General features: G+C 73.2%; 17 protein-coding genes. 9 read left to right on the top strand and 8 right to left on the bottom strand.

What is annotated here, in order from left to right:
• Positions 1 to 69 precede the first annotated feature (69 nt).
• On the top strand, positions 70 to 1,110 hold the full coding sequence (locus BIV28_RS20180; RefSeq protein WP_242652730.1) for a ComEA family DNA-binding protein: 1,041 nt from the start codon (positions 70 to 72) through the stop codon (positions 1,108 to 1,110).
• A complete protein-coding gene (locus tag BIV28_RS02410) occupies positions 1,107 to 3,533 on the top strand; it encodes a ComEC/Rec2 family competence protein (RefSeq protein ID WP_083706965.1) in 2,427 nt (808 codons plus the stop codon). The genes BIV28_RS20180 and BIV28_RS02410 overlap by 4 nt, the downstream gene beginning before the upstream one ends.
• A gap of 5 nt (positions 3,534 to 3,538) precedes the next feature.
• Here BIV28_RS02410 and BIV28_RS02405 read toward each other — a convergent pair whose 3' ends face one another.
• The 5 genes from BIV28_RS02405 to BIV28_RS02385 all read right to left on the bottom strand — a co-directional run bounded on the left by BIV28_RS02405 (position 3,539) and on the right by BIV28_RS02385 (position 8,765).
• Positions 3,539 to 3,973, bottom strand: a complete 435-nt coding sequence (locus tag BIV28_RS02405; protein WP_076258984.1) for a cupin domain-containing protein — start codon at positions 3,971 to 3,973, stop codon at positions 3,539 to 3,541.
• Positions 3,974 to 3,976: 3 nt separating this feature from the next.
• Complete coding sequence (locus BIV28_RS02400; protein WP_242652729.1) at positions 3,977 to 4,762, bottom strand: DUF1295 domain-containing protein; 786 nt, start codon at positions 4,760 to 4,762, stop codon at positions 3,977 to 3,979.
• Positions 4,763 to 4,773: 11 nt separating this feature from the next.
• The gene (locus tag BIV28_RS02395; protein ID WP_083707002.1) at positions 4,774 to 6,114 is read right to left on the bottom strand and encodes an SAM-dependent methyltransferase; all 1,341 of its coding nucleotides are present in this window, start codon (positions 6,112 to 6,114) and stop codon (positions 4,774 to 4,776) included.
• 115 nt (positions 6,115 to 6,229) lie between these two features.
• Positions 6,230 to 7,753: a gamma-glutamyltransferase gene (locus BIV28_RS02390; RefSeq protein ID WP_076258982.1), complete on the bottom strand. Its 1,524-nt coding sequence runs from the start codon at positions 7,751 to 7,753 to the stop codon at positions 6,230 to 6,232.
• A 61-nt stretch (positions 7,754 to 7,814) separates the two neighbouring features.
• Positions 7,815 to 8,765, bottom strand: a complete 951-nt coding sequence (locus BIV28_RS02385; RefSeq protein WP_076258980.1) for a LysR family transcriptional regulator — start codon at positions 8,763 to 8,765, stop codon at positions 7,815 to 7,817.
• A gap of 88 nt (positions 8,766 to 8,853) precedes the next feature.
• Between BIV28_RS02385 and BIV28_RS02380 the strand changes: the two genes are divergently transcribed.
• The 4 genes from BIV28_RS02380 to BIV28_RS02365 all read left to right on the top strand — a co-directional run bounded on the left by BIV28_RS02380 (position 8,854) and on the right by BIV28_RS02365 (position 12,554).
• Positions 8,854 to 9,804: a Sir2 family NAD-dependent protein deacetylase gene (locus tag BIV28_RS02380; RefSeq protein WP_242652728.1), complete on the top strand. Its 951-nt coding sequence runs from the start codon at positions 8,854 to 8,856 to the stop codon at positions 9,802 to 9,804.
• A gap of 1 nt (position 9,805) precedes the next feature.
• Positions 9,806 to 10,870 carry a phosphotransferase gene (locus tag BIV28_RS02375; protein ID WP_076258978.1) on the top strand — a complete coding sequence of 355 codons (1,065 nt, stop codon included), beginning with the start codon at positions 9,806 to 9,808 and terminating at the stop codon, positions 10,868 to 10,870.
• 149 nt (positions 10,871 to 11,019) lie between these two features.
• Positions 11,020 to 11,610, top strand: a complete 591-nt coding sequence (locus BIV28_RS19855) for a DUF6318 family protein (RefSeq protein ID WP_207555714.1) — start codon at positions 11,020 to 11,022, stop codon at positions 11,608 to 11,610.
• 485 nt (positions 11,611 to 12,095) lie between these two features.
• Positions 12,096 to 12,554 carry a PKD domain-containing protein gene (locus BIV28_RS02365; RefSeq protein WP_076258976.1) on the top strand — a complete coding sequence of 153 codons (459 nt, stop codon included), beginning with the start codon at positions 12,096 to 12,098 and terminating at the stop codon, positions 12,552 to 12,554.
• Here the strand turns inward: BIV28_RS02365 and BIV28_RS02360 are convergent, their stop codons facing one another.
• Complete coding sequence (locus BIV28_RS02360) at positions 12,555 to 13,460, bottom strand: hypothetical protein (protein WP_076258975.1); 906 nt, start codon at positions 13,458 to 13,460, stop codon at positions 12,555 to 12,557.
• A 116-nt stretch (positions 13,461 to 13,576) separates the two neighbouring features.
• Complete coding sequence (gene lexA / locus BIV28_RS02355) at positions 13,577 to 14,254, bottom strand: transcriptional repressor LexA (RefSeq protein ID WP_076258974.1); 678 nt, start codon at positions 14,252 to 14,254, stop codon at positions 13,577 to 13,579.
• 227 nt (positions 14,255 to 14,481) lie between these two features.
• Between lexA and BIV28_RS02350 the strand changes: the two genes are divergently transcribed.
• The 3 genes from BIV28_RS02350 (at position 14,482) to BIV28_RS02340 (ending at position 17,240) form a co-directional block, all read left to right on the top strand.
• Positions 14,482 to 14,895: a LysM peptidoglycan-binding domain-containing protein gene (locus BIV28_RS02350; protein ID WP_076258972.1), complete on the top strand. Its 414-nt coding sequence runs from the start codon at positions 14,482 to 14,484 to the stop codon at positions 14,893 to 14,895.
• Positions 14,896 to 15,171: 276 nt separating this feature from the next.
• Positions 15,172 to 15,477, top strand: a complete 306-nt coding sequence (locus BIV28_RS02345; protein ID WP_076258970.1) for a hypothetical protein — start codon at positions 15,172 to 15,174, stop codon at positions 15,475 to 15,477.
• A complete protein-coding gene (locus BIV28_RS02340; RefSeq protein ID WP_076258969.1) occupies positions 15,474 to 17,240 on the top strand; it encodes an alpha/beta hydrolase in 1,767 nt (588 codons plus the stop codon). The genes BIV28_RS02345 and BIV28_RS02340 overlap by 4 nt, the downstream gene beginning before the upstream one ends.
• Positions 17,241 to 17,260: 20 nt before the next feature.
• On the opposite strand, the gene BIV28_RS02335 is transcribed toward BIV28_RS02340, so the two are convergent.
• The gene (locus BIV28_RS02335) at positions 17,261 to 18,649 is read right to left on the bottom strand and encodes a sensor histidine kinase (protein WP_207555713.1); all 1,389 of its coding nucleotides are present in this window, start codon (positions 18,647 to 18,649) and stop codon (positions 17,261 to 17,263) included.

Here is an 18,649-nt window from a genome sequence, read left to right as displayed (position 1 = left end):
CGTCGGCGTCGTCCCCAGCCCCCGGGGCGGGGCAGGACGCGGGTCGCTCGGTCTCCCTAGCGTGCCGGCATGCCTCGACGACCGCGCCGTCCCGCCGACCTGCGCCGCGTGGCCGCGATCCTCGCCGACGGACGCGACACGGCCGGGTGGGTTCCCGAGCCACCCACCAGGGCGGAGGCCGTGCTCGAGACCGCCGACGACCGCGAGGACGAGGGAGTCGGCGGCAGCCTCCGCGACGGGCTCGAGAGGGTGGGGCTCGGCGGCGTCGGTGACCTGCTCGGTGGTTTGAACGGGTCGGAGGGGTCGGAGGCCGACGAGCAGACCCGTCGTCTCGACGCCGACCTGCGCCGGGCGCGTCGGCCCGGTCTGCTCACGGTCCCCGACGAGGTGCGGTCGGGCCGGCGGAGCGTGTCGACGACCGCCGTCGTGTCGCTGCTGGCGCTGGTCGTCGCCGTCGGGTCGGCCTTCGTCGTGCGGGTGCTGTGGGCGGAGCGCTCGGCTGCGGGCCCGGTCGAGGGCCCCGGACGTGCGGTGTCGGTCATGGCGTCGACCGGCACCTCGACCCCCGACGCGGGAGGGGTCTCCACCGCTCCAGGTGCCTCGGGTCCCTCGGGTGCCTCGGCATCGTCGGCGGGTGCGCCGGCCGCCACGGCCGCCGCCACTCTCGTCGTGCACGTCGTCGGGCAGGTCAACCGCCCGGGACTCGTGCGGCTGGCGCCGGGGAGCCGCGTGGCCGACGCCATCACGGCGGCTGGAGGCGCCCGCCGGGGCGCCGACCTCTCGGCGCTCAACCTCGCGCGGCTCGTCGTCGACGGCGAGCAGGTGCACGTGCCGCGGCCGGGCGAGGCGGTCACCGCGGGCGCCGGCCGGGCCGCAGCGTCCGGAGGCACGGGTGACGCCGGAGGCGGTTCCGGGGGAGCGCTCGTCAGCCTCAACACGGCCGACCTCGCCGCGCTCGACACGCTTCCCGGCGTGGGACCGGTCCTCGCGCAGCGCATCCTCGACTGGCGCACCGAGCACGGCCGGTTCACCTCCGTCGACGAGCTCGGCGAGGTGAGCGGGATCGGCGACAAGCTCATGGAGCGGCTGCGCCCCAAGGTCACCCTGTGACCGACAGCGGCTCACGGGGGACGGCGGCTCGACACCGGGCGGCGCGCACGGCCGGGCTGCTCGACGTGCGGCTGCTCGTCCCGGTCGTCGTCGCGTGGCCGGTCGTCGCGTTCTGGGGGCTGACCGCCCCCGGGGCCGGCGTCGTCCTGGCAGCCGCGACGTGCCTCGTCCTCGGCGTCGCACTCGTCGTCTTGGCGGTCCTGGCGGTCCGGGCGCCGGGACGAGGGCGCGTGCCCGCGTGGGCCCGGCTCGCCGCCGCGACGCTCGCCGTCGTCGCGCTCCTGCTGGGCGCGGCCGCCGGTCACCGCGCGATCCGGTCGGCAGGGCCGGTGGCGCAGCTCGCCGACGAGCAGGCCGTCGTGACCCTCGTCGGACGGGTGGCGGCCGACCCCCGGCCGACCGGGACCGACCTGTCGGCTCCGGAGCGCGCCGGCCCGCCCCTCTGGGTCGTGCGCCTCGACGCCGAGCAGGTCACCGGGCGCGGACGCAGCAGCGCCGTGTCGACCCCGGTCCTCCTCATCGGCTGGGGTCCCGGGTGGTCCGACGTGGGCTGGCGTGACGAGATCGTCGTCGTCGGCCGCCTCTCACCGTCGCAACCGGGCGACGACGTCGTGGCAGTCGTGTCGGCCACCGGCGCACCACGGCTCCGGGACGGTCCGGGCGCCCTCGTCGAGGCCGCCGACCACGTCCGCGAACGCTTCCGGGACGCGACGGCGGGCGTGTGGCCCGATGCTCGTGGCCTCGTGCCGGCGCTCGTCGTCGGCGACACGTCGGGAACGCCGAGCGACCTCACCGAGGCGATGCGGGCCACCGGGCTGAGCCACCTCTCCGCGGTGTCCGGCACCAACGTCACGCTCGTGCTCGGGGCCGGCCTGGGCCTGTGCGGCGTGCTGCGCGTGCCGCGGCGCTGGCGTCCGGCCGTCGCCCTCGTGCTGCTCGTCGGCTTCGTGGCCCTGGCGCGACCGGAGCCGAGCGTCGTGCGCGCGGCCGTCATGGGGTGTGTCGGCCTCCTCGCACTGTCCACGTCGCGGCGCCGTGCCGGGGTACCGGCGCTCGCCGGCGCCGTGGCCGTCCTGCTCGTGTGGGACCCGTGGCTCTCGCGGTCGTTCGGCTTCGCGCTGTCCGCCGTCGCCACCCTCGGGCTGCTCGTCCTCGCCCGCCCGTGGGGCGAGCGCATCGCCGCGGTGCTGCCGCGGCGGCTGGCGCCGCTCGGTCCCGTCGTCGCGGTACCGGTGGCCGCCCAGGTCGTGTGTGCGCCGCTCGTGGCGCCGCTGCAGGGCAGCGTCTCCGTCGTCGGGGTGCTCGCCAACCTGCTGGCGGCGCCGCTCGTCGCCCCGACCACGATCGTCGGTGTCGTCGTCGCCGTCGTCGCGACCGTGGGCGTGCCCGTCGCGGCCGTGCTCGCCTGGGCGGCGGCGGTGCCGGCCCAGGGGATCGCCGCCGTCGCGCGGTGGTGCGCCGGCCTCCCGGCAGGCTCGGTGCCGTGGGGCGACTCCGCACCCGCTGCGGTGCTGCTGGCGGTGGTGTCGCTCGCGGCGCTGCTCGTCGGGCCCTGGGCCTGGCACCGCGGGCGGCACCGGCCGCTCGCGGCGGTGGCTGCCGTCGTCCTCGTGGCCGGCGGCGCCACCCCGACGAGCGTGCTGTCGTGGCCGCCGCCGGGCTGGGTCGTCGTGGCGTGCGACGTCGGCCAGGGCGACGGCCTCGTCGTCGACGCCGGGGACGGTCACGCCGTCGTCGTCGACACCGGGCCCGAGCCCGACCTGATGCGTGGCTGCCTCGACCGGCTCGGGGTGCGCGTCGTCGACCTCGTCGTGCTGACCCACTTCCACGCCGACCACGTCGACGGCCTTGCCGGCGTGCTCGACCGGCCGGTCGCCGAGGTGCGCACCTCCTGGGTCGCCGACCCGGCCGACGAGGCCGATCGGGTCGGCCGGCTCGCCCGGTCCGCGGGGGCGCGGCTCGGCACGCTCCGCGCGGGCGACCGGCTCGCCGTCGGGCCGGTCACGGCCGAGGTGTGGTGGCCGGGTCGCCGCATCGACGCCGGGTCGGTGCCGAACAACGCGTCAGTCGTGCTGACGCTGCACGTGCGCGGCGTCACCGTCCTGCTCGCGGGCGACGTCGAGCGCGAGGCGGCGGCCGCGGTCGTCCGCGAGGCCGCCCTCGACCCGGCCCGGTGGGGTCGCGTCGACGTGCTCAAGGTGGCCCACCACGGGTCCTCCAACCGCGACGACCGGCTCCTCGACGCCGTGGCCGGGCGCCTCGCCCTGATCAGCGTCGGCGCCGGCAACGACTACGGCCACCCGGCGCCGGCGACGCTCCGGGCCCTCGACGCGCGCGGTTTCGAGGTCCACCGCACCGACCTCGAGGGCGACGTCGCCATCGTCACCGACGGCGCCGGCGACGTCCGGGCCGTGCACCGCTGACCGGGTCAGTCGGTGGGCGCCCGGTCCGCGAGCTCGAAGTCGGCGAAGTCGAAGCCGGGGGAGACGAGACAACTGACGAGGGCGTCCTGCGAGCCGGGACGTGTCCGCTGCCAGACGCCCGCCGGCACGACCGCCTGCGCCACCTGCCCGGTGTCGACGTCGGTGCCCACGACGACGGATCCCGTCGCGGCCGGCTCCGCGCCGGTCCCGCCGAGCTCGAGGACGACGGCGCCGGTGTGCGCGAGCCAGACCTCGTCCGAGGCCACCCGGTGCCACGCCGAGGACTCGCCCGTAGGCAGGAGGAAGTGGATGAGCGTCGCCGTCGGGCGCACCCGGCCGTCGGCGAGCGTCACCACCTCGGGCGAGGCCCAGGTCTGCCGGTACCACCCGCCCTCGGGGTGGGGGCTGAGGTCGAGGGCGGCGGCGAGGTCGGGGCGCACGGCTCAGCCCACCGCCCTCTTCTTCGGCGGCCACGGGAAGAAGCCGCTCGTGCGTCGGACGTAGTCGGCGTACTGCGGGCGGCGCTCGCCGATGTCCTTCTCCAGCAGCTTCTTTCCCGTCCCCGCGTAGAGGTTCCAGACCATGACGGCGGGCGAGAGCACGGTGAGCACGCCGGGCCAGGCGCTCGCGGCGACGAGGAACAGCCCCGTCCACACGCACGCGTCGCCGAAGTAGTTGGGGTGGCGGGTGTAGTGCCACAGCCCGGTGTCGAGCACCTTGCCCTTGTTGGACGGCTCGTCGCGGAAGCGGGTGAGCTGCAGGTCTCCCACGGTCTCGAAGAAGAGGCCGACCGCCCACACCGCGACGCCGAGCCAAAGCACCCAGCCGATGCCGCCCTCGACGAACATGGCGACCTGCACGGGCAGCGAGACGAACCACATGATGATGCCCTGCGGCAGGTAGATCCGCTGGAGCGCATAGGTGTTCGGGTTGCCGGGTGCGCGGGCGAGGAGCGCCTCGTACCGGGGGTCCTCGCCCTTGCCGCGCGACCGGGCGAAGATGTGCCCGGCCAGCCGCAGGCCCCACGCGGCGGTGAGGAGGAGCGCCAGCCAGCGTCGCACCGGGTCACCGTGACCGAGGGTCGACACGAATGCCGTGATCGCGATCGCGACGAAGCCCAGCCCCCAGGTCACGTCGATGACGGCCTGCTTGCCGGCGCGCAGCGCCACCGCGAAGGTGACGCCGAGGACGACGGCGACGGTCAGGGCGGTGAGCAGGAGGGTGCGCACGACCACCGAGGTCACCAGGCCCGGACCGGCGGCATGCCGCTGCGGCCGTCGCGGGCCGGCTTCACCGCGAGGATCTGGTCGACGCCCATCCGACCCTCCTCGAAGGCGAGGGCGCCGCCGACGAGGTAGAGCCGCCACACGCGTCCGACCTCCTCGCCGACCATCTCGACGACGCGGTCCCAGTTGGCCTCGAACGTGTCGTACCAGGCGTTGACGGTCCACACGTAGTGCTCGCGCAGGGCATGGACGTCGCGCACCTCGAGGCCCGCCCGCTCGAAGAGGTCGACGGTCTCGCCGACGGGACGCATGTGCATGTCGGGCGCGATGAAGGCCTCGATGAAGGGGCCGCCGCCGGGCCGGGTGGTGCGCGACATCTGCTGGATGAGCGCGCGCCCGCCGGGCCGCAGCAACCGGTGGATCTGCGCCGTGAACGTCGGGTAGTTCTCCTTGCCGACGTGCTCGCCCATCTCGATGGAGGACACCGTGTCGAACGGCCCGTCGGGCACCTCGCGGTAGTCCTGCAGCCGGATCTCGACGCGGTCGGCGAGGCCGCGCTCCCGGATCCGGGCGTCGATGAACGCCTTCTGCTCGCTGGAGATCGTCACGCCGACGACCCGAGCGCCGTAGTGCTCGGCAGCGTGCAGCGACAGCGAGCCCCAGCCGCAGCCGATGTCGAGGTGCCGGCCGCCGGGCTCGATGCCGAGCTTGCGGCACACGAGGTCGAGCTTGTCGCGCTGGGCGTCCTCGACGGTGTAGCCCGGGTCGGTGCTCGTCCAGTAGCCGCACGAGTAGGCCATGTGCGGGTCGAGGATGAGGGAGTAGAACTCGTTGCTCAGGTTGTAGTGGTGCTCGATGGCGCTGCGGTCGCGGGCCTTGGTGTGCAGGCGTCCGCGGAGGCGGGCCTGCGACACCGGAGGCTCCGGGGGCAGCCCGACGACGCCGAGCTCGAGCGCCGTGCGGACGGCACGCGGCGCCACGGCGGCGAGCGTCGCGGGGCTCAGGGCGCCGGCGCCGCGCTCGCGGGCCAGGGCCCAGACGCGCCGGAAGCCGTCGAGCAGGTCGCCCTCGACGTCGAGCTCGCCGGTGACGTACGCCTGTGCGAGTCCGAGCTCGCCGGGGTGGCGCACGAGGCGGCGCAGGGCCGCGGGGTCGCGCAGGACGACGGTCGGTGCGTCGGCGGGGCCGGCGAGGCTGCCGTCCCAGGCGCGCAGCCGCACCGGCAGCGTGCCGCCGAAGAGCGGGGCGACGACCTCGGCGAGGCGGGACGCCACCCCCGACGGCACGGGCGCCGACGCGGGGGCCGACGCGGGGGCCGTTGGGGTCGCGGTGGGGCGGTCGTCGGTCGTCGTCATCGGGTCGGCCTCTCGTCGGGGGCGGTCCGGTGGGCCGCCGTCGGCGGTCGTCCGGTCACGGTTCACGGGTGTCGGGTGCGGTTCGGCGCCGGTGTCCGTCCGGATGGGAGCCGCCTCAAGGGGATACCCCCACGGCGGCCTCCCGTCGCGCGTCACCCGCCGCGACGAGCCCGTCCGGACCGAGCAGGGCGGCGCCGACTCCGCCGAAGTACATGTGCACCCCCGGGTAGACGTGCGACGGCAGCCCGGACTCCCGCACCGCGGCGGCGATGGCCGCGGAGGGCTCGTGCTCGACGCGCGGGCTGCCGTCGTCGGTGAAGCGGACGTGCAGGCGCGGGTCGTCGATGGCCGACTGGAGGGGCTCGTGGTGCAGCAGTGCCTGTCCGAGCACCTGCATCAGGGCCGTGGTGATGCGGTCAGCTCCGGGGGAGCCGACGGCGAGAGCGCCACCGGTCGCCCCCCGCGCCGTCGTCGGCGCCATGTTCGAGGCCAGCCTCGTGCCCGGTGCGACGGCGTGCAGGCCCAGCCGGTTGAGCTCGGGCTCGCCGAGGGCGTTGTTGAGCAGGATGCCGGTGCCGGGCACGACCATCCCGGCGCCGTAACCGGCGGACATCGTGACGGCACAGGCGTTTCCGTACTCGTCGACGGCCGAGACGTGCGCCGTGGAGGCGGACGTCGGCAGGCCCGCCAGCCCGTACCGCTCGACGGCCGCGAGGAGCGCGTGCCCGTCGCCCTCGAGGTCCTGCGAGTGGTCGTGGACGCCGACACGGTAGGCGAGCACCCGACGCTGGATCTCGATGACCTCGGTCCAGGTCCACGCCTCGTGGTGGGCGAGCTCGCCGAGCATGACGGCGAGCATCGGGCCGCCGACCGACGGCGGCGGGTTGAGCGCGACGCTCCAGTCGCCGACGCGTCGCAGCGTCGGCCGGCGGGGGACGGCCCGGTAGGCGACGAGGTCGGCCTCGGTGACGAGCCCGCCGTGGGCGGCCATCTCCTCGACGAGCACGCGTCCGACCGCACCGGTGGAGAAGAGCGGGGCGCCTTGCGCCGCAAGCAGCTCGAGGATCTCGGCGAGGTCGGGGTTGGTGGAGGTCTCCCCGGGCTGGAGCGCCCCGCCGTCGGCGCCGGTGACGAGGGCGTGGGCCTCGGCGTCCTGCCCGAAGAGGGCGTCGCGGACGAGGCCGAGGTAGAGCGCGGCGGACGCCCCGATGCGGTAGCCCTCACGGCACGCGCGGACCGACGGCTCGACGAGGCGACGCCACGGCAGGGCCCCCCAGCGCTCGCTGGCGAGCGCGAGGGCCGGCACGGCACCGGAGTTGGCGACCGAGCCGTGGCCGGCGCCCATCGACACGCCGCCGCCGTAGTCGGTGTGGACGGTGCGGATGCCCCGGCCGAAGGCGGACGCGTCGAGCCCTCGACCGGGCATCTCGACGTTGCCGTCGACGACGACCGGGTCCTCGCCGACGGGCCACACGTTGACGAACGCGCCGCCCATGAGGCTGACGATGCCGGGCTCGGTGCTCATCGCCGACAGCGCGGCGGCGAGGGCGGCGTCGACCGCGGTGCCACCGTCGGCGGCCACCTCGAGGCCGGCACGGAGCGCGGCGGGACCGGTGGCGGCGAGCGCGACCCGGGTCATGACGCCATTGTGCCGACGATCGGCCCTCGACGCGGGGCGACGACGCCGGTGGGGAGGGGCGTCAGCCGCGCGAGGCGCCCACGAGCTCGGCGGTGGAGAGGCTGGGGTCGGCGCCGGCGGCCTCGCACAGGGCGTCGAGGGCGGCCGCGACGGCGGGCACCCGCTGCAGGTCCGGCGTCGTGACGGCGAGGATCTGCCGTCGCGAGGCGGGGGAGAGGGGCAGCGTCGCGACCTCGTCGTGCTTGGCCGCGTTGAGGATGAGGTCGGGCACCAGGGCGACGCCGAGGCCCGCGGTGACGAGGCCGAGCTGGGCGACGTAGTCCTCGGTCTCGAAGGCGACGTTCGGGCGGAAGCCGGCGTGGTCGGCGAGGGAGAGCAGGTGTCCGCGGCAGCGCGGGCACCCGGCGATCCAGTCGTCGCCGGAGAAGTCGACGAGGGAGGCCGACGCGTCGCCCGCGTGGGCGTGGCCGCCGGGGACGACGAGACGGACCTCGTCGTCCATGAGGCGGCGGGTCACGAGCAGCGAGAGGTCCTCCTCGAGCTCGCCGAGGTCGGCGCCCTCGTAGGCGAAGGCCACGGCGACGTCGCAGTCGCCGTTGCGCAGCGCGGCGAGCGACTCGGGCGGCTCGGCCTCGCTGAAGGTGACGGTGATGTCGGGGTGCTTGGCCTTGAGGATGGCGAGCGTCTTGGGCACGAGCGTGGCCGACGAGCTGGGGAAGGCCTGGAGGCGGACGCGTCCGGCACGCAGGCCGGCGATGGCGGTGATCTCCTCCTCGGCGGCGTCGAGGGCGGCGAGAACGCCGACGGCGTGCCGGGCCAGCACCTGCCCGGCCTCGGTGAGGCGGACCTGGCGGCCGTAGCGCTCGACGAGGACGGTGCCGGTGCGCTGCTCGAGGCGGCGCACCATCTGGGAGATGGCCGGCTGGGTGAAGCCGAGCGCGTTGGCGGCGCTGGTGAAGCTCCCCTCGTCGGCGATGGCCTTCATGACCCGAAGTCCCGCAGCATCGATCATGCGCGTATCATAACCGACGATTATGGAAAACAGCGATCCACGGCACGATGGGCATGGGACGGCGGGGCGCCCCGCGTACGCTGTCCCGGTGCACGTGCCCCAGGAGTCCGAGCCCGCTCGCGACGGCGGGGTGCTGACGCGTCTGGCCACCTCGCGGCGACTGCCGCTCGAGGTGAGCGACCTCGGCACGTTCGACGACCTCGTCGACCTCGTCAGCGCCGGCGACGTCGTCGTGCTCAGCGGGGCGGGGCTGTCGACCGACAGCGGCATCCCCGACTACCGCGGACCCGACGGCACGCGGCGGGTCGAGCCGATGACGTACGGGGAGTTCGCCGGCTCGAGCGAGGCGCGGCGTCGGTACTGGGCGCGCAGCTACATCGGCTGGCTGCGGTTCAACGCGGCGTCGCCGAACGAGGGCCACCGGGTCGTCGCCGAGCTGCAGCACGCCGGTTACGTCGGCCCCGTCATCACGCAGAACGTCGACGGCCTGCACCAGGCGGCGGGGGCGCGCGACGTCGTCGAGCTGCACGGCTCCCTTGACCGCGCCGTGTGCCTGACGTGCGGCGAGTTCACCTCCCGCGTCGGTCTGCACGAGCGGATGACCGAGGCCAACCCCGGCTTCATGGACCGCTTCTCGGAGGCGGCGGCCGCCGTGGGGTCGCAGTGGGGCGAGCAGGTGCGGCCCGACGGCGACATCGTCCTCGCCGACGAGCTCGTGGCCTCCTTCCACGCCCCTCGGTGCCTGGTCTGCGACCACGACACGGTGAAGCCGGACGTCGTTTTCTTCGGTGAGTCCGTGCCGAAACCGTTGGTGGAGAGGTGCTTCGGGCTCGTCGAGTCGGCGGGTGCGGTGCTCGTGCTGGGGTCGTCACTCGCCGTCATGAGCGGCTACCGGTTCGTCCGACGGGCCCACCAGCGCGGCGTCCCCGTCGCGATCGTCACCCGGTCGGCGACTCGCGGCGACGCCGAGGCCACGATCCGCCTGCACGCCCCGCTCGGCGAGATGCTGCCGCGGCTGCGTGCGGCCCTGGGCCACTGAGGTGGTATCGACCGACGGCGCGGCCGACGCGTCGGGCGAGCGTTGGTGGACGGCGCTCCCGCCCGCTGGTGAGGGACCGTCGACGCGGTGGACCTCGGACGCGTTCGCTGCCGAGCTGCGCGGGTGGGTCGCCGACGCCGTGGCGGGTCTCGGTGCCGGTGCGCTCGCCGGGCTCGAGCCGGTGCACCAGCGGCCGTGGTCGACGGTGTGGCGGGCCAGCACGACCGGGGGAGACGTCTTCTGGGCGAAGCAGAACTGCCCGCACCAGGCCTTCGAGGCGGCGCTCCTCGAAGTGCTCGCTCGCTGTGCCCCGGACCGGGTCGTGCCCCTCGCGGCGGTCGACCCGGCGCGTGGCCTGCACCTCGTGCCCGACCAGGGTGAGGTGCTCGGTGCGTCCGTCGACCCCCACGACACCGACACGTGGTGTCGGGTGGTCGCCGAGGCCATGCACCTGCAGCGCGAGCTCGCCGGGTGCACCTTGGAGCTGGTCGGGGCCGGTCTGGCGCCGCTGCACCCGCTCGACGCCGCGGACTACGTGGTGGCACGGGCCTCGCAGCTGTCCGCGCTGCCCGACGCCGACCCGCGACGCCTCGACGCCGAGGCCTCGCTGCGCGTCCTGTCGCGGGCACCGCGCGTGGCCGAGTGGGGAGAGGGCCTCGACGCGCTCGGGCTGCCGCTCGCGCTCGTGCACAACGACCTGCACGCGAACAACGTCTTCGCGACGGCGTCGGGGATGCGCTTCTTCGACTTCGGCGACGCCGTCCTCGCCCACCCGCTCACGGCGATGTTCGTGCCGCTCAACGTGCTCGCGCACCGGCTGGAAGCCTTGCCCGACGACCCGCGGCTGCGTCGGGTCGCCGACGCGGGGCTCGAGGTGTGGAGCGACGTGGCGCCGGCCGCGGTGATGCGGGCTGCGCTGCCGGCGGCGCTGCGGCTCGGGCGGCTGGGGCGCGTGGAGTCGTGGCTGCGCGTGACGGCGACGATGACGCCGTCCGAGCTGGCCGAGCACGGTGACGCAGCGGCCTGGTGGCTGGCGGCGGTGGGGGACGAGCCGCCGGTGTCCTGACGTCGGTTGTGGACGGGCGCAGAGGCCCGAGGTGCGCTTGGGGCAGGATCTGTGGGAGCGTTCGATGACGTTTTCGCCCGTTTGCGCCCGGTGGGCAGGGCACAGATTCGCCGAACAGGGGACCGACAGTCGTGCTGAGACACCAGAGGATGACGTACGCCGCCGCGGGGCTGGCGCTGGCCGTGGCTTCGCTCGCCGCCTGCACCGGGAGCGACCCGGCGCCCGCGCAGACGAGCGCTCAAGTGCCGTCCACGACGACGAGCACGACGACGTCGACGCCGCCTGCTACCGCCACGACGAACGCCGGCCCGGCCTTCCCGGCCGGCCTGCCCGATGCCGCCAAGACCAAGGACAAAGCCGGCGCCGAAGCCTTCGCCAAGTACTTCGTCGCGCAAGTGAATAGGTCCTGGCGTATTCCCGACCCATCACCGATCGAAGCGTTGTGTGTGCCCAGCGTGCCTTCCTGCGACAACTTGGCGCAAACGGCTCGGGATCTGAAGAAGGCGAGTGCGCGATGGCGAGAAGATGCAATCGAAGTTCAGCGCGCTACCACTCTCAGTGCCTCCTCTGTCGAAGCGCGCGTTGACGCGACGATCCATCAACGACCTGGCGTCATCGTTGGTACGGATGGGAAAGTCAGGGGCCAAAAGACCGAGAAGGTGTTCCGCAATATCTTCCAACTCGCGTGGACTGATCGGGGCTGGATGGTCAGCGACATCGGCGGAGTGCAGACAAAGTGAGCGGTCCACTGGCGGCTCTCATGGCAGTCGTAGTCTCGCTCGCCCCGACAACGGGGGGCGAAGGCGATCCGAACTGCTGCGGAGGTGACTGGGGCGGTTCGACCGATTCAAACAGCGCCCAAGTAAAACTTCTTCTTCGTCGGGACATGGATCGCCTCAAAGCTGAATATGAAGCGGCCTTCGTCCAGCGAAAGCCGCACTGGAAATATCGGTCGTCAATTGCTGGATGCGACGTAGGTGGGAGGGACTCGGGCGCAACTTGCTATGCGGCCGCAGTCGCTTCGTGCGCAACGAATACGCCTGCAGAGGGTCGAGGGCCGCTCGTCGACATTTGGCGCTTCTGGGTGGACGCGGATGGGAAGCCTGCGCCCAAGAAGGACTGGCCAAATCCTGAGGTGAAGGTAGACGCTAACGGCTGGGTGTTTGTCGGGTCTTCCTGCTTGCCCAACCTCGTCCCCGGAGCCAAGCCGGTTCCTACCCTCGAGATGATTGCGGCCGCCTTCCACAGAACCGACTGGGCGAAGGGTGCGATCTCGACGCAGCCGAAGGGGAACACGACGCTCGTCAACCTCAAGACGTTCTACAAGGTGGACTGGGCCAGTGCGGGTTTCGAGCCGGGCGAGATCGACCTGGTCGACCCGGCCACGATGTTCGGCTACCGCGTCGAGATCCGGCCCAAGCTCGTCAGCTACGTCTACCGCTTCGGCGACGGCACGAGCGAGGGCCCGACGACCTCACCGGGCGGGGTCTACCCGGACGGCGACATCGTGCACACCTACCGCAAGCCGGGCACGTACACCTCGCGGGTCGACGTCACCTTCGGTGCCGACTTCCGGATCAACGGTGGTGCCTGGATCGCGATCCCGGACACGGTGACCGTGCCGCAGCCGGGCACGCCGATCACGGTCAAGGAGGCCCGCGGCGTCCTCGTCCGCAATCGCTGATCATCCCGCGACGGCGCCGACCTTCCGGGCCTCCACCTCGGCCGTTCCACGCACGTCCCACAGCTCCTTGGTCTGCACGACCCAGTAGGTGCAGAAGAGCACGATGATGATGACCTCGCCGATGAGGATCACGTGGTCGAACCCGTGCACCGTCAGGTGCGCCACGACCGTGACGGTGAGCAGCACCGCGAGCGTCGCGGCGATGGCGAGGTACCAGCGCTTGTACGTGCGGGCCTCCTCGGTCGAGGTGTGCCGGTCCTGCACCCGGAAGGCGCTGAGCACCATAACGGCGATGACACCAGCCACCATCGTCGCGGCCGCGAGGCCGTGGCTCAGTGCGACGAACCGGTCGGGCAGCACGAGGAAGAGCACGAGCTCGAAGAGGATGACGCCGCTGCACGCCACGGTCACGAGCATCGTGCGCAGCGGAGGCCGTCGCGCCGGGTCGAGCAGCTCGTCGCGCCGCAGCCACACGGTCACGACGAGCGCGAGGAAACCGACGACGATCAGCGACCACACGTTGTTGTCGACGGCGTCCGAGATCGCCGACGTCGAGAGGGCGAACGGGTTGGTCGTCCCGCTCACGCTGCACCGCTCGTCCGGGACGGTCGGCACCATCGCCACGACGAACGCCATGAAGCCCGAGAAGTTGAGCAGGACGTCCTCGGCGGGCGAGTGCCCCTTGTACGCGACGAGCGCGGCTCCGAGCGCGCACAGGCTGCCGACGAAGACCGTCCGTGCCGGCGTGAAGTAGTAGGCGCTGATCGAGCCGAGCCAGCACGTCCCGTTCGTGCCCCACCACCACTGGAGCACGACCGAGAGCAGCAGCATGAGCAGCATCGCCACCATCCCGCCGCGGAGGTAGCGGTAGGTGAAGACGACGTCGCGGTCCGGACGGTCGGTCATGGCGTCCTCCTGGAGCGAGTGTGTCTCTCAGAGTGGCGAACCCGGCCCCCGAATACGCCGCGACGCGCCGCGGATGGTCCGCGGCGCGTCGCCAGGCAAGGCGTGGGTGGCGAGCTTCAGACGCGGCGCAGGACCGCCGTGACCTTGCCGAGGATGGTCGCGTCGTCGCCGTCGATCGGGTCGTAGGCGGCGTTGTGCGGCAGCAGCCACACGTGGCCGTCCTTGCGCTTGAAGGTCTTGACCGTGGCCTCGTTGTCGAGCATCGCGGCCACGATGTCGCCGTTCTCGGCGTTCGGCTGCTGGCGCACGACGACCCAGTCGCCGTCGCAGATCGCGGCGTCGACCATCGAGTCGCCCTGGACCTTGAGCAGGAACAGCTGGCCCTCGCCGACGATCTGACGGGGGAGGGGGAAGACGTCCTCGACGACCTCCTCGGCGGTGATCGGGACACCGGCGGCGATCTTGCCCAGGACGGGGACGTACGAGGCCTCCGGACGCGTGTCGCCGGCGTCGGTCTCGGCGTCGTGGCGCTCGGCGCCACCGGCGTCGGGGGAGACGACCTCGAGGGCGCGCGGACGGTTGGGGTCGCGGCGCAGGAAGCCCTTGCGCTCGAGCGCGGCGAGCTGGTGGCTGACGCTGGACGGGCTGGCGAGCCCCACCGCCTCGCCGATCTCGCGCATGCTCGGCGGGTAGCCACGCCGGTCGACGGAGTTGCGGATCACCTCGAGCACGCGTCGCTGCCGCAGCGTCAGGCCGTCGCCCTTGTCGCGGTCGGGAAGCTCGGTCACGCCCATGGTGTCCCCTTCGTCGCCGGCCCAGAGCCCGTGATCCGGGCCGCTGCGGACCCAGTGTCAGTGGTGACTGGTGTGGTTGGTGGTGTGAGGAAAGAGTACGGGGTTCGAACACAGTTGCCAAACAGGTGTTCGATGCGTGTCTCGACTTCCTCGAACATACGTGCTACAACTCGTACAGACGTTCGATAGAACACATGTTCGCAAGCCAGCAGTAAGGGGAGGTCAGCATGAGCGTCGTCGCACTCGAGGCCGTTCGTCAGCAGCGTGAGCTGGAGTCGGGGGACTCCGTCCCGCGCCCTCGGCCGCAGCTCGTTCTCGTTCCCACCGGTCGCGACGCCGTCCGCGCGGCCCGTGCCGCTCAGCCGCCGCTGCGCCTGACCCGGTTCGGACGCCTCGTCGTGACCCTCTTCGTCACGGCGGTGCTGGTCGCGCTCGGCCTCGGCCTCGCCGGACAGCTCGCCTCGGCGGCCGACGCGCCGCGCTCCATCACCGTCGAGTCGGGCCAGACCCTGTCGGGCATCGCCGCCCGTGAGCTGCCCGACCTGCCCGTGTCGGAGGGGGTCGTCGAGCTGCAGCTGGCCAACTCCCTCTCCACCTCGATGATCCACGCGGGCCAGCGCCTCGTCATCCCGGCTCCCTGACCTGACCCGACCTCCGCGCGCGTTCGTGTCGTGCGGATCCCGACAGCCGCGTTGGCTCCACCTCCAGCGGCTGGCGTGCCCGGCGCTTCGACCCCGCCGGTCCGCCCGGACGCCGCACCCTCCCGAGGGTGCGGCGTCCTGCTGTCTCCGGGGCTGCGAAAGCGCGTCCTTGTGGACGAGTGTGTCGGCCCCGCCGGGGAGTCGCGTCGCCTGTGGATGAGACATCCCGACACCCGAATGTCTTTCCTACGGTGGGGTTCTCGGGAAGGAGAGGCGATGCGCTACGAGGTGGACCCCGTGGAGCTCGGCGACGCCGCAGCCGACCTGGAGGCGGCGCTGGCGCGGCTCGCGTCGGTGCGTGCCGACCTGGCGGTGGCGGAGCTGCCCGCCGGGCTCTCAGGAGGGGCGGTCGCTGGGGCGACGGCCCGTCTCGTCGGGGCCTGGCGCGACCGGTTCCGCGACGCTCGGCTCGAGCTGCTCGGTCTCGGTTCGGCGCTGGAGGCCGCGTCAGGGCTGTACGCGGAGGTCGAGCGCAGGGCCGCGACGTCGCTGTCCATGTCGGCGGGCGGCGGTACCCCGTGACGGCGCTCGGCGTCGGTCAGGTCCGGTCGAGCCGGCCGGAGGTCCTCGTCGGCGCTGCACGACGGCTCGACGCCTGCCGGCTCGACGTCGAGGCGGTCATCACCCGGTTGCTGCGGCACCGGGCTCGCAGCTGGTCGGGCCCGGCGTCGGTGGCGGCCGCGGTCCGGGCGGCAGCGCTCGTGGCGGGTCTGGGCCGGCTGGCGGCGTGCCTCGCGGCATCGTCGACCTCTGTGATGCAGGCTGCCGTCCGGCTGCGCGCCGCGCAGGACCTGCTGGCGCGGGCCGATGCGCGTGCCGCGGCCGACGGGGCGTTCGTCGACCACGAAGGCACGCTCTTCCTCCCCGTCCGCGCCGCCGGGCTCGACTCGGTGCTCGAGGCGCACGGGGCCCGTCGTGACGAGCTCTTGCGCGACGAGGTGCACACCTACCTGCGCCAGGCGGTCCGTCTCGCGACCGACGTCGACACCGGCCTGGCTCGCGACCTGCTCGTCCTGGCCCGCGGCGGCCCGTCGGCCGGGCCGGTCCTGGCCGCCCGGGGAGCGGCTGCCGTGCCCGCACCGCCCGTCGTGCTGAACGACGCCAGCGGCGCCTACGCGTCCGCGGCGTGGTGGCGCTGCCTCACCGACGCTGAGCGTCGGTCCGTGATCCGCGACCACCCCCAGTGGGTCGGTCCGCGCGACGGCGTCCCGGCCGCAGCGCGCCACGAGGCCAACCTCGTCCTTCTCGCCGAGGCAGCGCGGGCGGCTGCGTCCGCCCTGGCCGCCGAGCAGGAGCACCCCGCGATCCCGTTCGGGGTGGATCCGGTCGCGCGAGCACGCGCCCGGGTCGACGACCTGCGCGCCGTCCGTGCGCTCCTCGGACGTCAGGACGGTGTGCAGCGTCGGCTCCTCTTCCTCGACGCCACCGGTCGCGAGGTCAAGGTCGTCGTCGCCCAGGGCGACGTCGAGACCGCAGATCACGTGGTGACGTACGTCGGTGGCCTCTCGACGACGCCCCGAGATGACCTCGGACGCTACGACAACCTGTTCAGTCCACTGCGCCAGCAGGCGATTCGGGAGGGAGGGGGAGCCGACACCGCCATCGTGACGTGGATGGGGTACGAGGCCCCCCAGCCGGACGAGATCGTGACGAGCATCGACCGCAGCGTGCTCAACCCGAAGATCGCCCGCGACAACGCCGACGAGCTCGCCGCCTTCCTCACGGGTCTGGGAGCGGCGCGCGACCGACCCGTCCACCAGACCCTCTGGGCGCACTCCTACGGATCCGTCCTGGCGGGCAACGCTCTGCTGCAGGACAGCCCGGTCGATGACGTCGCCGTGTTCGGGTCTCCCGGCGTGCCCTTCGACCGCATCGAACGGATCGGTCTCAAGGCGGGGTCGTTCAACGTGCTCGCGGCCGGGCACGACCTCGTCGCCCATCCCGGGTGGCGGCCGCTCGGCGCGAACCCCGACACGGTCGCCGGCGGGACGTCGCTGTCGACGACCGCTCTCAAGGACCCCGCTGCCGGCTGCAACCTCTGGCACGGCATCGGATCCGGTGCCGAGGACCCTGCTCGGACCTCGACGGGCCACTCCGACTACCTGCGCGCCGGGACCGTCAGCGCCGACAACCTCGTGGCGGTCGCGGTCGGTCGGCGGGACCTCGTCGTCCAGCAGGCGCCGGTCGAGCGCTCGTGCATCACGGTGCCCACGCTGCCGCCTCCGCCGGCCGCGACGGCGGCCCGGCTCGCTGCGTCGGTCGCGGCTTCGGTCGCCTCGAGGTGAGCGCACCCCGCTCCGTCGGATCAGGAGCCCTCGTCCGGCGCGGCGGACGGCAGCTCGAACCAGAAGCGTGACCCGCCGTCAGGGGCCGGGTCGACACCGATGGCGCCCCCGTGCACCTCGACGATCCGCTTGCACGTGGCCAGCCCGATCCCGCTGCCGTCGACGTCGGTGGCCACCCGCTTGAAGAGCTGGAAGATGCTCTCGCGGTCGGCCTCCTCGATGCCGGACCCGTTGTCCTGCACGGTGATCCGCCACACGTCGTCGTGCTGGCGGGCGGCGACGGTGACGACGGGATCGCTGTCCGGTCGGGTGTACTTGAGCGCGTTCGACACGAGGTTGAGCAGCACCGAGTACAGCTGGGCCCCGTCGGCCCACAGGGTCGGCAGCTGCTCGGCCGTGACGGTCGCGCGCGTGTGCTCGATGCTCGGTCCGAGGTCGGTGAGGACGTCGGCCAGCACGTCGTCGAGCTCGGTCTCGGTGCGCTCGAGCCGAGCCCCGACCCGCGCGTGCGTGAGGATCTCCTCGATGAGTCCCGCCATCCGCGTCGAGGCCCGGAAGGTCGTGCCGACCAGCCGGGTGGCCAAGGGGTCCTCGACGACGGACTCGCGCTGCCCGAGCATCTCGGCGCTGGCCATGATGGCCGAGAGAGGACTGCGCAGGTCGTGGCTCACCTGGCCGGCGAAGTCCGACAGCAGCTCGTTCGAGCGTCGCAGCTCGTCCCGTGCCGCGGTGAGCTCGGAGAGCGACTCCTCGAGCTCGCGACTGCGCAGCCGCAGCTCGAGAACGTCGACGATCCGGTCGGCGAGCACCGTGAGCGCGTGCTCCTGCTCGGGGGTGAGGGTCCGCGGCTGGGTGTCGAAGACGCAGAGCCGGCCGATGATGACGCCCTCGGGCGTCGTCAGCGGAGCGGATGCGTAGAACCGGACGTGGCCGAGGGTTCCCGTGACGAACGGGTTGTCGCGGAAGCGGGCGTCCATCGCCGCGTTGGGCACGACGACCGGCTCGGGCCGTTCGAGCACGACGGCGCACATCGAGTCCTCGCGCAGGCAGATCGACGGCTCGAACCCGGCCGTGGCCACCTGCCGCTGCTGCGTCGAGGTGATGAGGTTGATCGCGGCGTTCGGCACGACGCAGATCTGTGCCGCCATGCCCACGAGAGCCTGGAGGTCACGGTTGGCCACCGTGCCGTCGAGCACGCCGTAGCGGCTCAGGAGGGCGTCGCGCCGCTGTCCGGGCGCCTCCTCCGTCCGCGCTGTCGTCATCGGCTCGTCAAGTGTCCGCTTTGTCACGAGTTGATCTTGCGACATGGCACGGCCGTGGCGCACGTCGAGGGTGGGCGTGTCGCCGCGGCCGGCGTCGCCCGTGACGATCGGGCGAGTTATACAAGAGCCCTTGTATGTCTGCGCCAC

Source organism: Intrasporangium flavum (assembly GCF_001956915.1).
Taxonomy (GTDB): Bacteria; Actinomycetota; Actinomycetes; order Actinomycetales; family Dermatophilaceae; genus Monashia; species Monashia flava.
The sequence above is the reverse complement of the archived record's forward strand: the minus strand, read 5'-3'. Positions and strand labels throughout refer to the sequence as shown.

What these genes read in the sequence shown, in the direction of transcription:
- lexA (WP_076258974.1), bottom strand. Translation starts at nt 14,254, where the DNA reads ATGGGCGTGACCGAGCTTCCCGACCGCGACAAGGGCGACGGCCTGACG.
- BIV28_RS20180 (WP_242652730.1), top strand. Translation starts at nt 70, where the DNA reads ATGCCTCGACGACCGCGCCGTCCCGCCGACCTGCGCCGCGTGGCCGCG.
- BIV28_RS02350 (WP_076258972.1), top strand. Translation starts at nt 14,482, where the DNA reads ATGAGCGTCGTCGCACTCGAGGCCGTTCGTCAGCAGCGTGAGCTGGAG.
- BIV28_RS02365 (WP_076258976.1), top strand. Translation starts at nt 12,096, where the DNA reads ATGATTGCGGCCGCCTTCCACAGAACCGACTGGGCGAAGGGTGCGATC.
- BIV28_RS02345 (WP_076258970.1), top strand. Translation starts at nt 15,172, where the DNA reads ATGCGCTACGAGGTGGACCCCGTGGAGCTCGGCGACGCCGCAGCCGAC.
- BIV28_RS19855 (WP_207555714.1), top strand. Translation starts at nt 11,020, where the DNA reads ATGACGTACGCCGCCGCGGGGCTGGCGCTGGCCGTGGCTTCGCTCGCC.
- BIV28_RS02390 (WP_076258982.1), bottom strand. Translation starts at nt 7,753, where the DNA reads ATGACCCGGGTCGCGCTCGCCGCCACCGGTCCCGCCGCGCTCCGTGCC.
- BIV28_RS02385 (WP_076258980.1), bottom strand. Translation starts at nt 8,765, where the DNA reads ATGATCGATGCTGCGGGACTTCGGGTCATGAAGGCCATCGCCGACGAG.
- BIV28_RS02360 (WP_076258975.1), bottom strand. Translation starts at nt 13,460, where the DNA reads ATGACCGACCGTCCGGACCGCGACGTCGTCTTCACCTACCGCTACCTC.
- BIV28_RS02395 (WP_083707002.1), bottom strand. Translation starts at nt 6,114, where the DNA reads ATGACGACGACCGACGACCGCCCCACCGCGACCCCAACGGCCCCCGCG.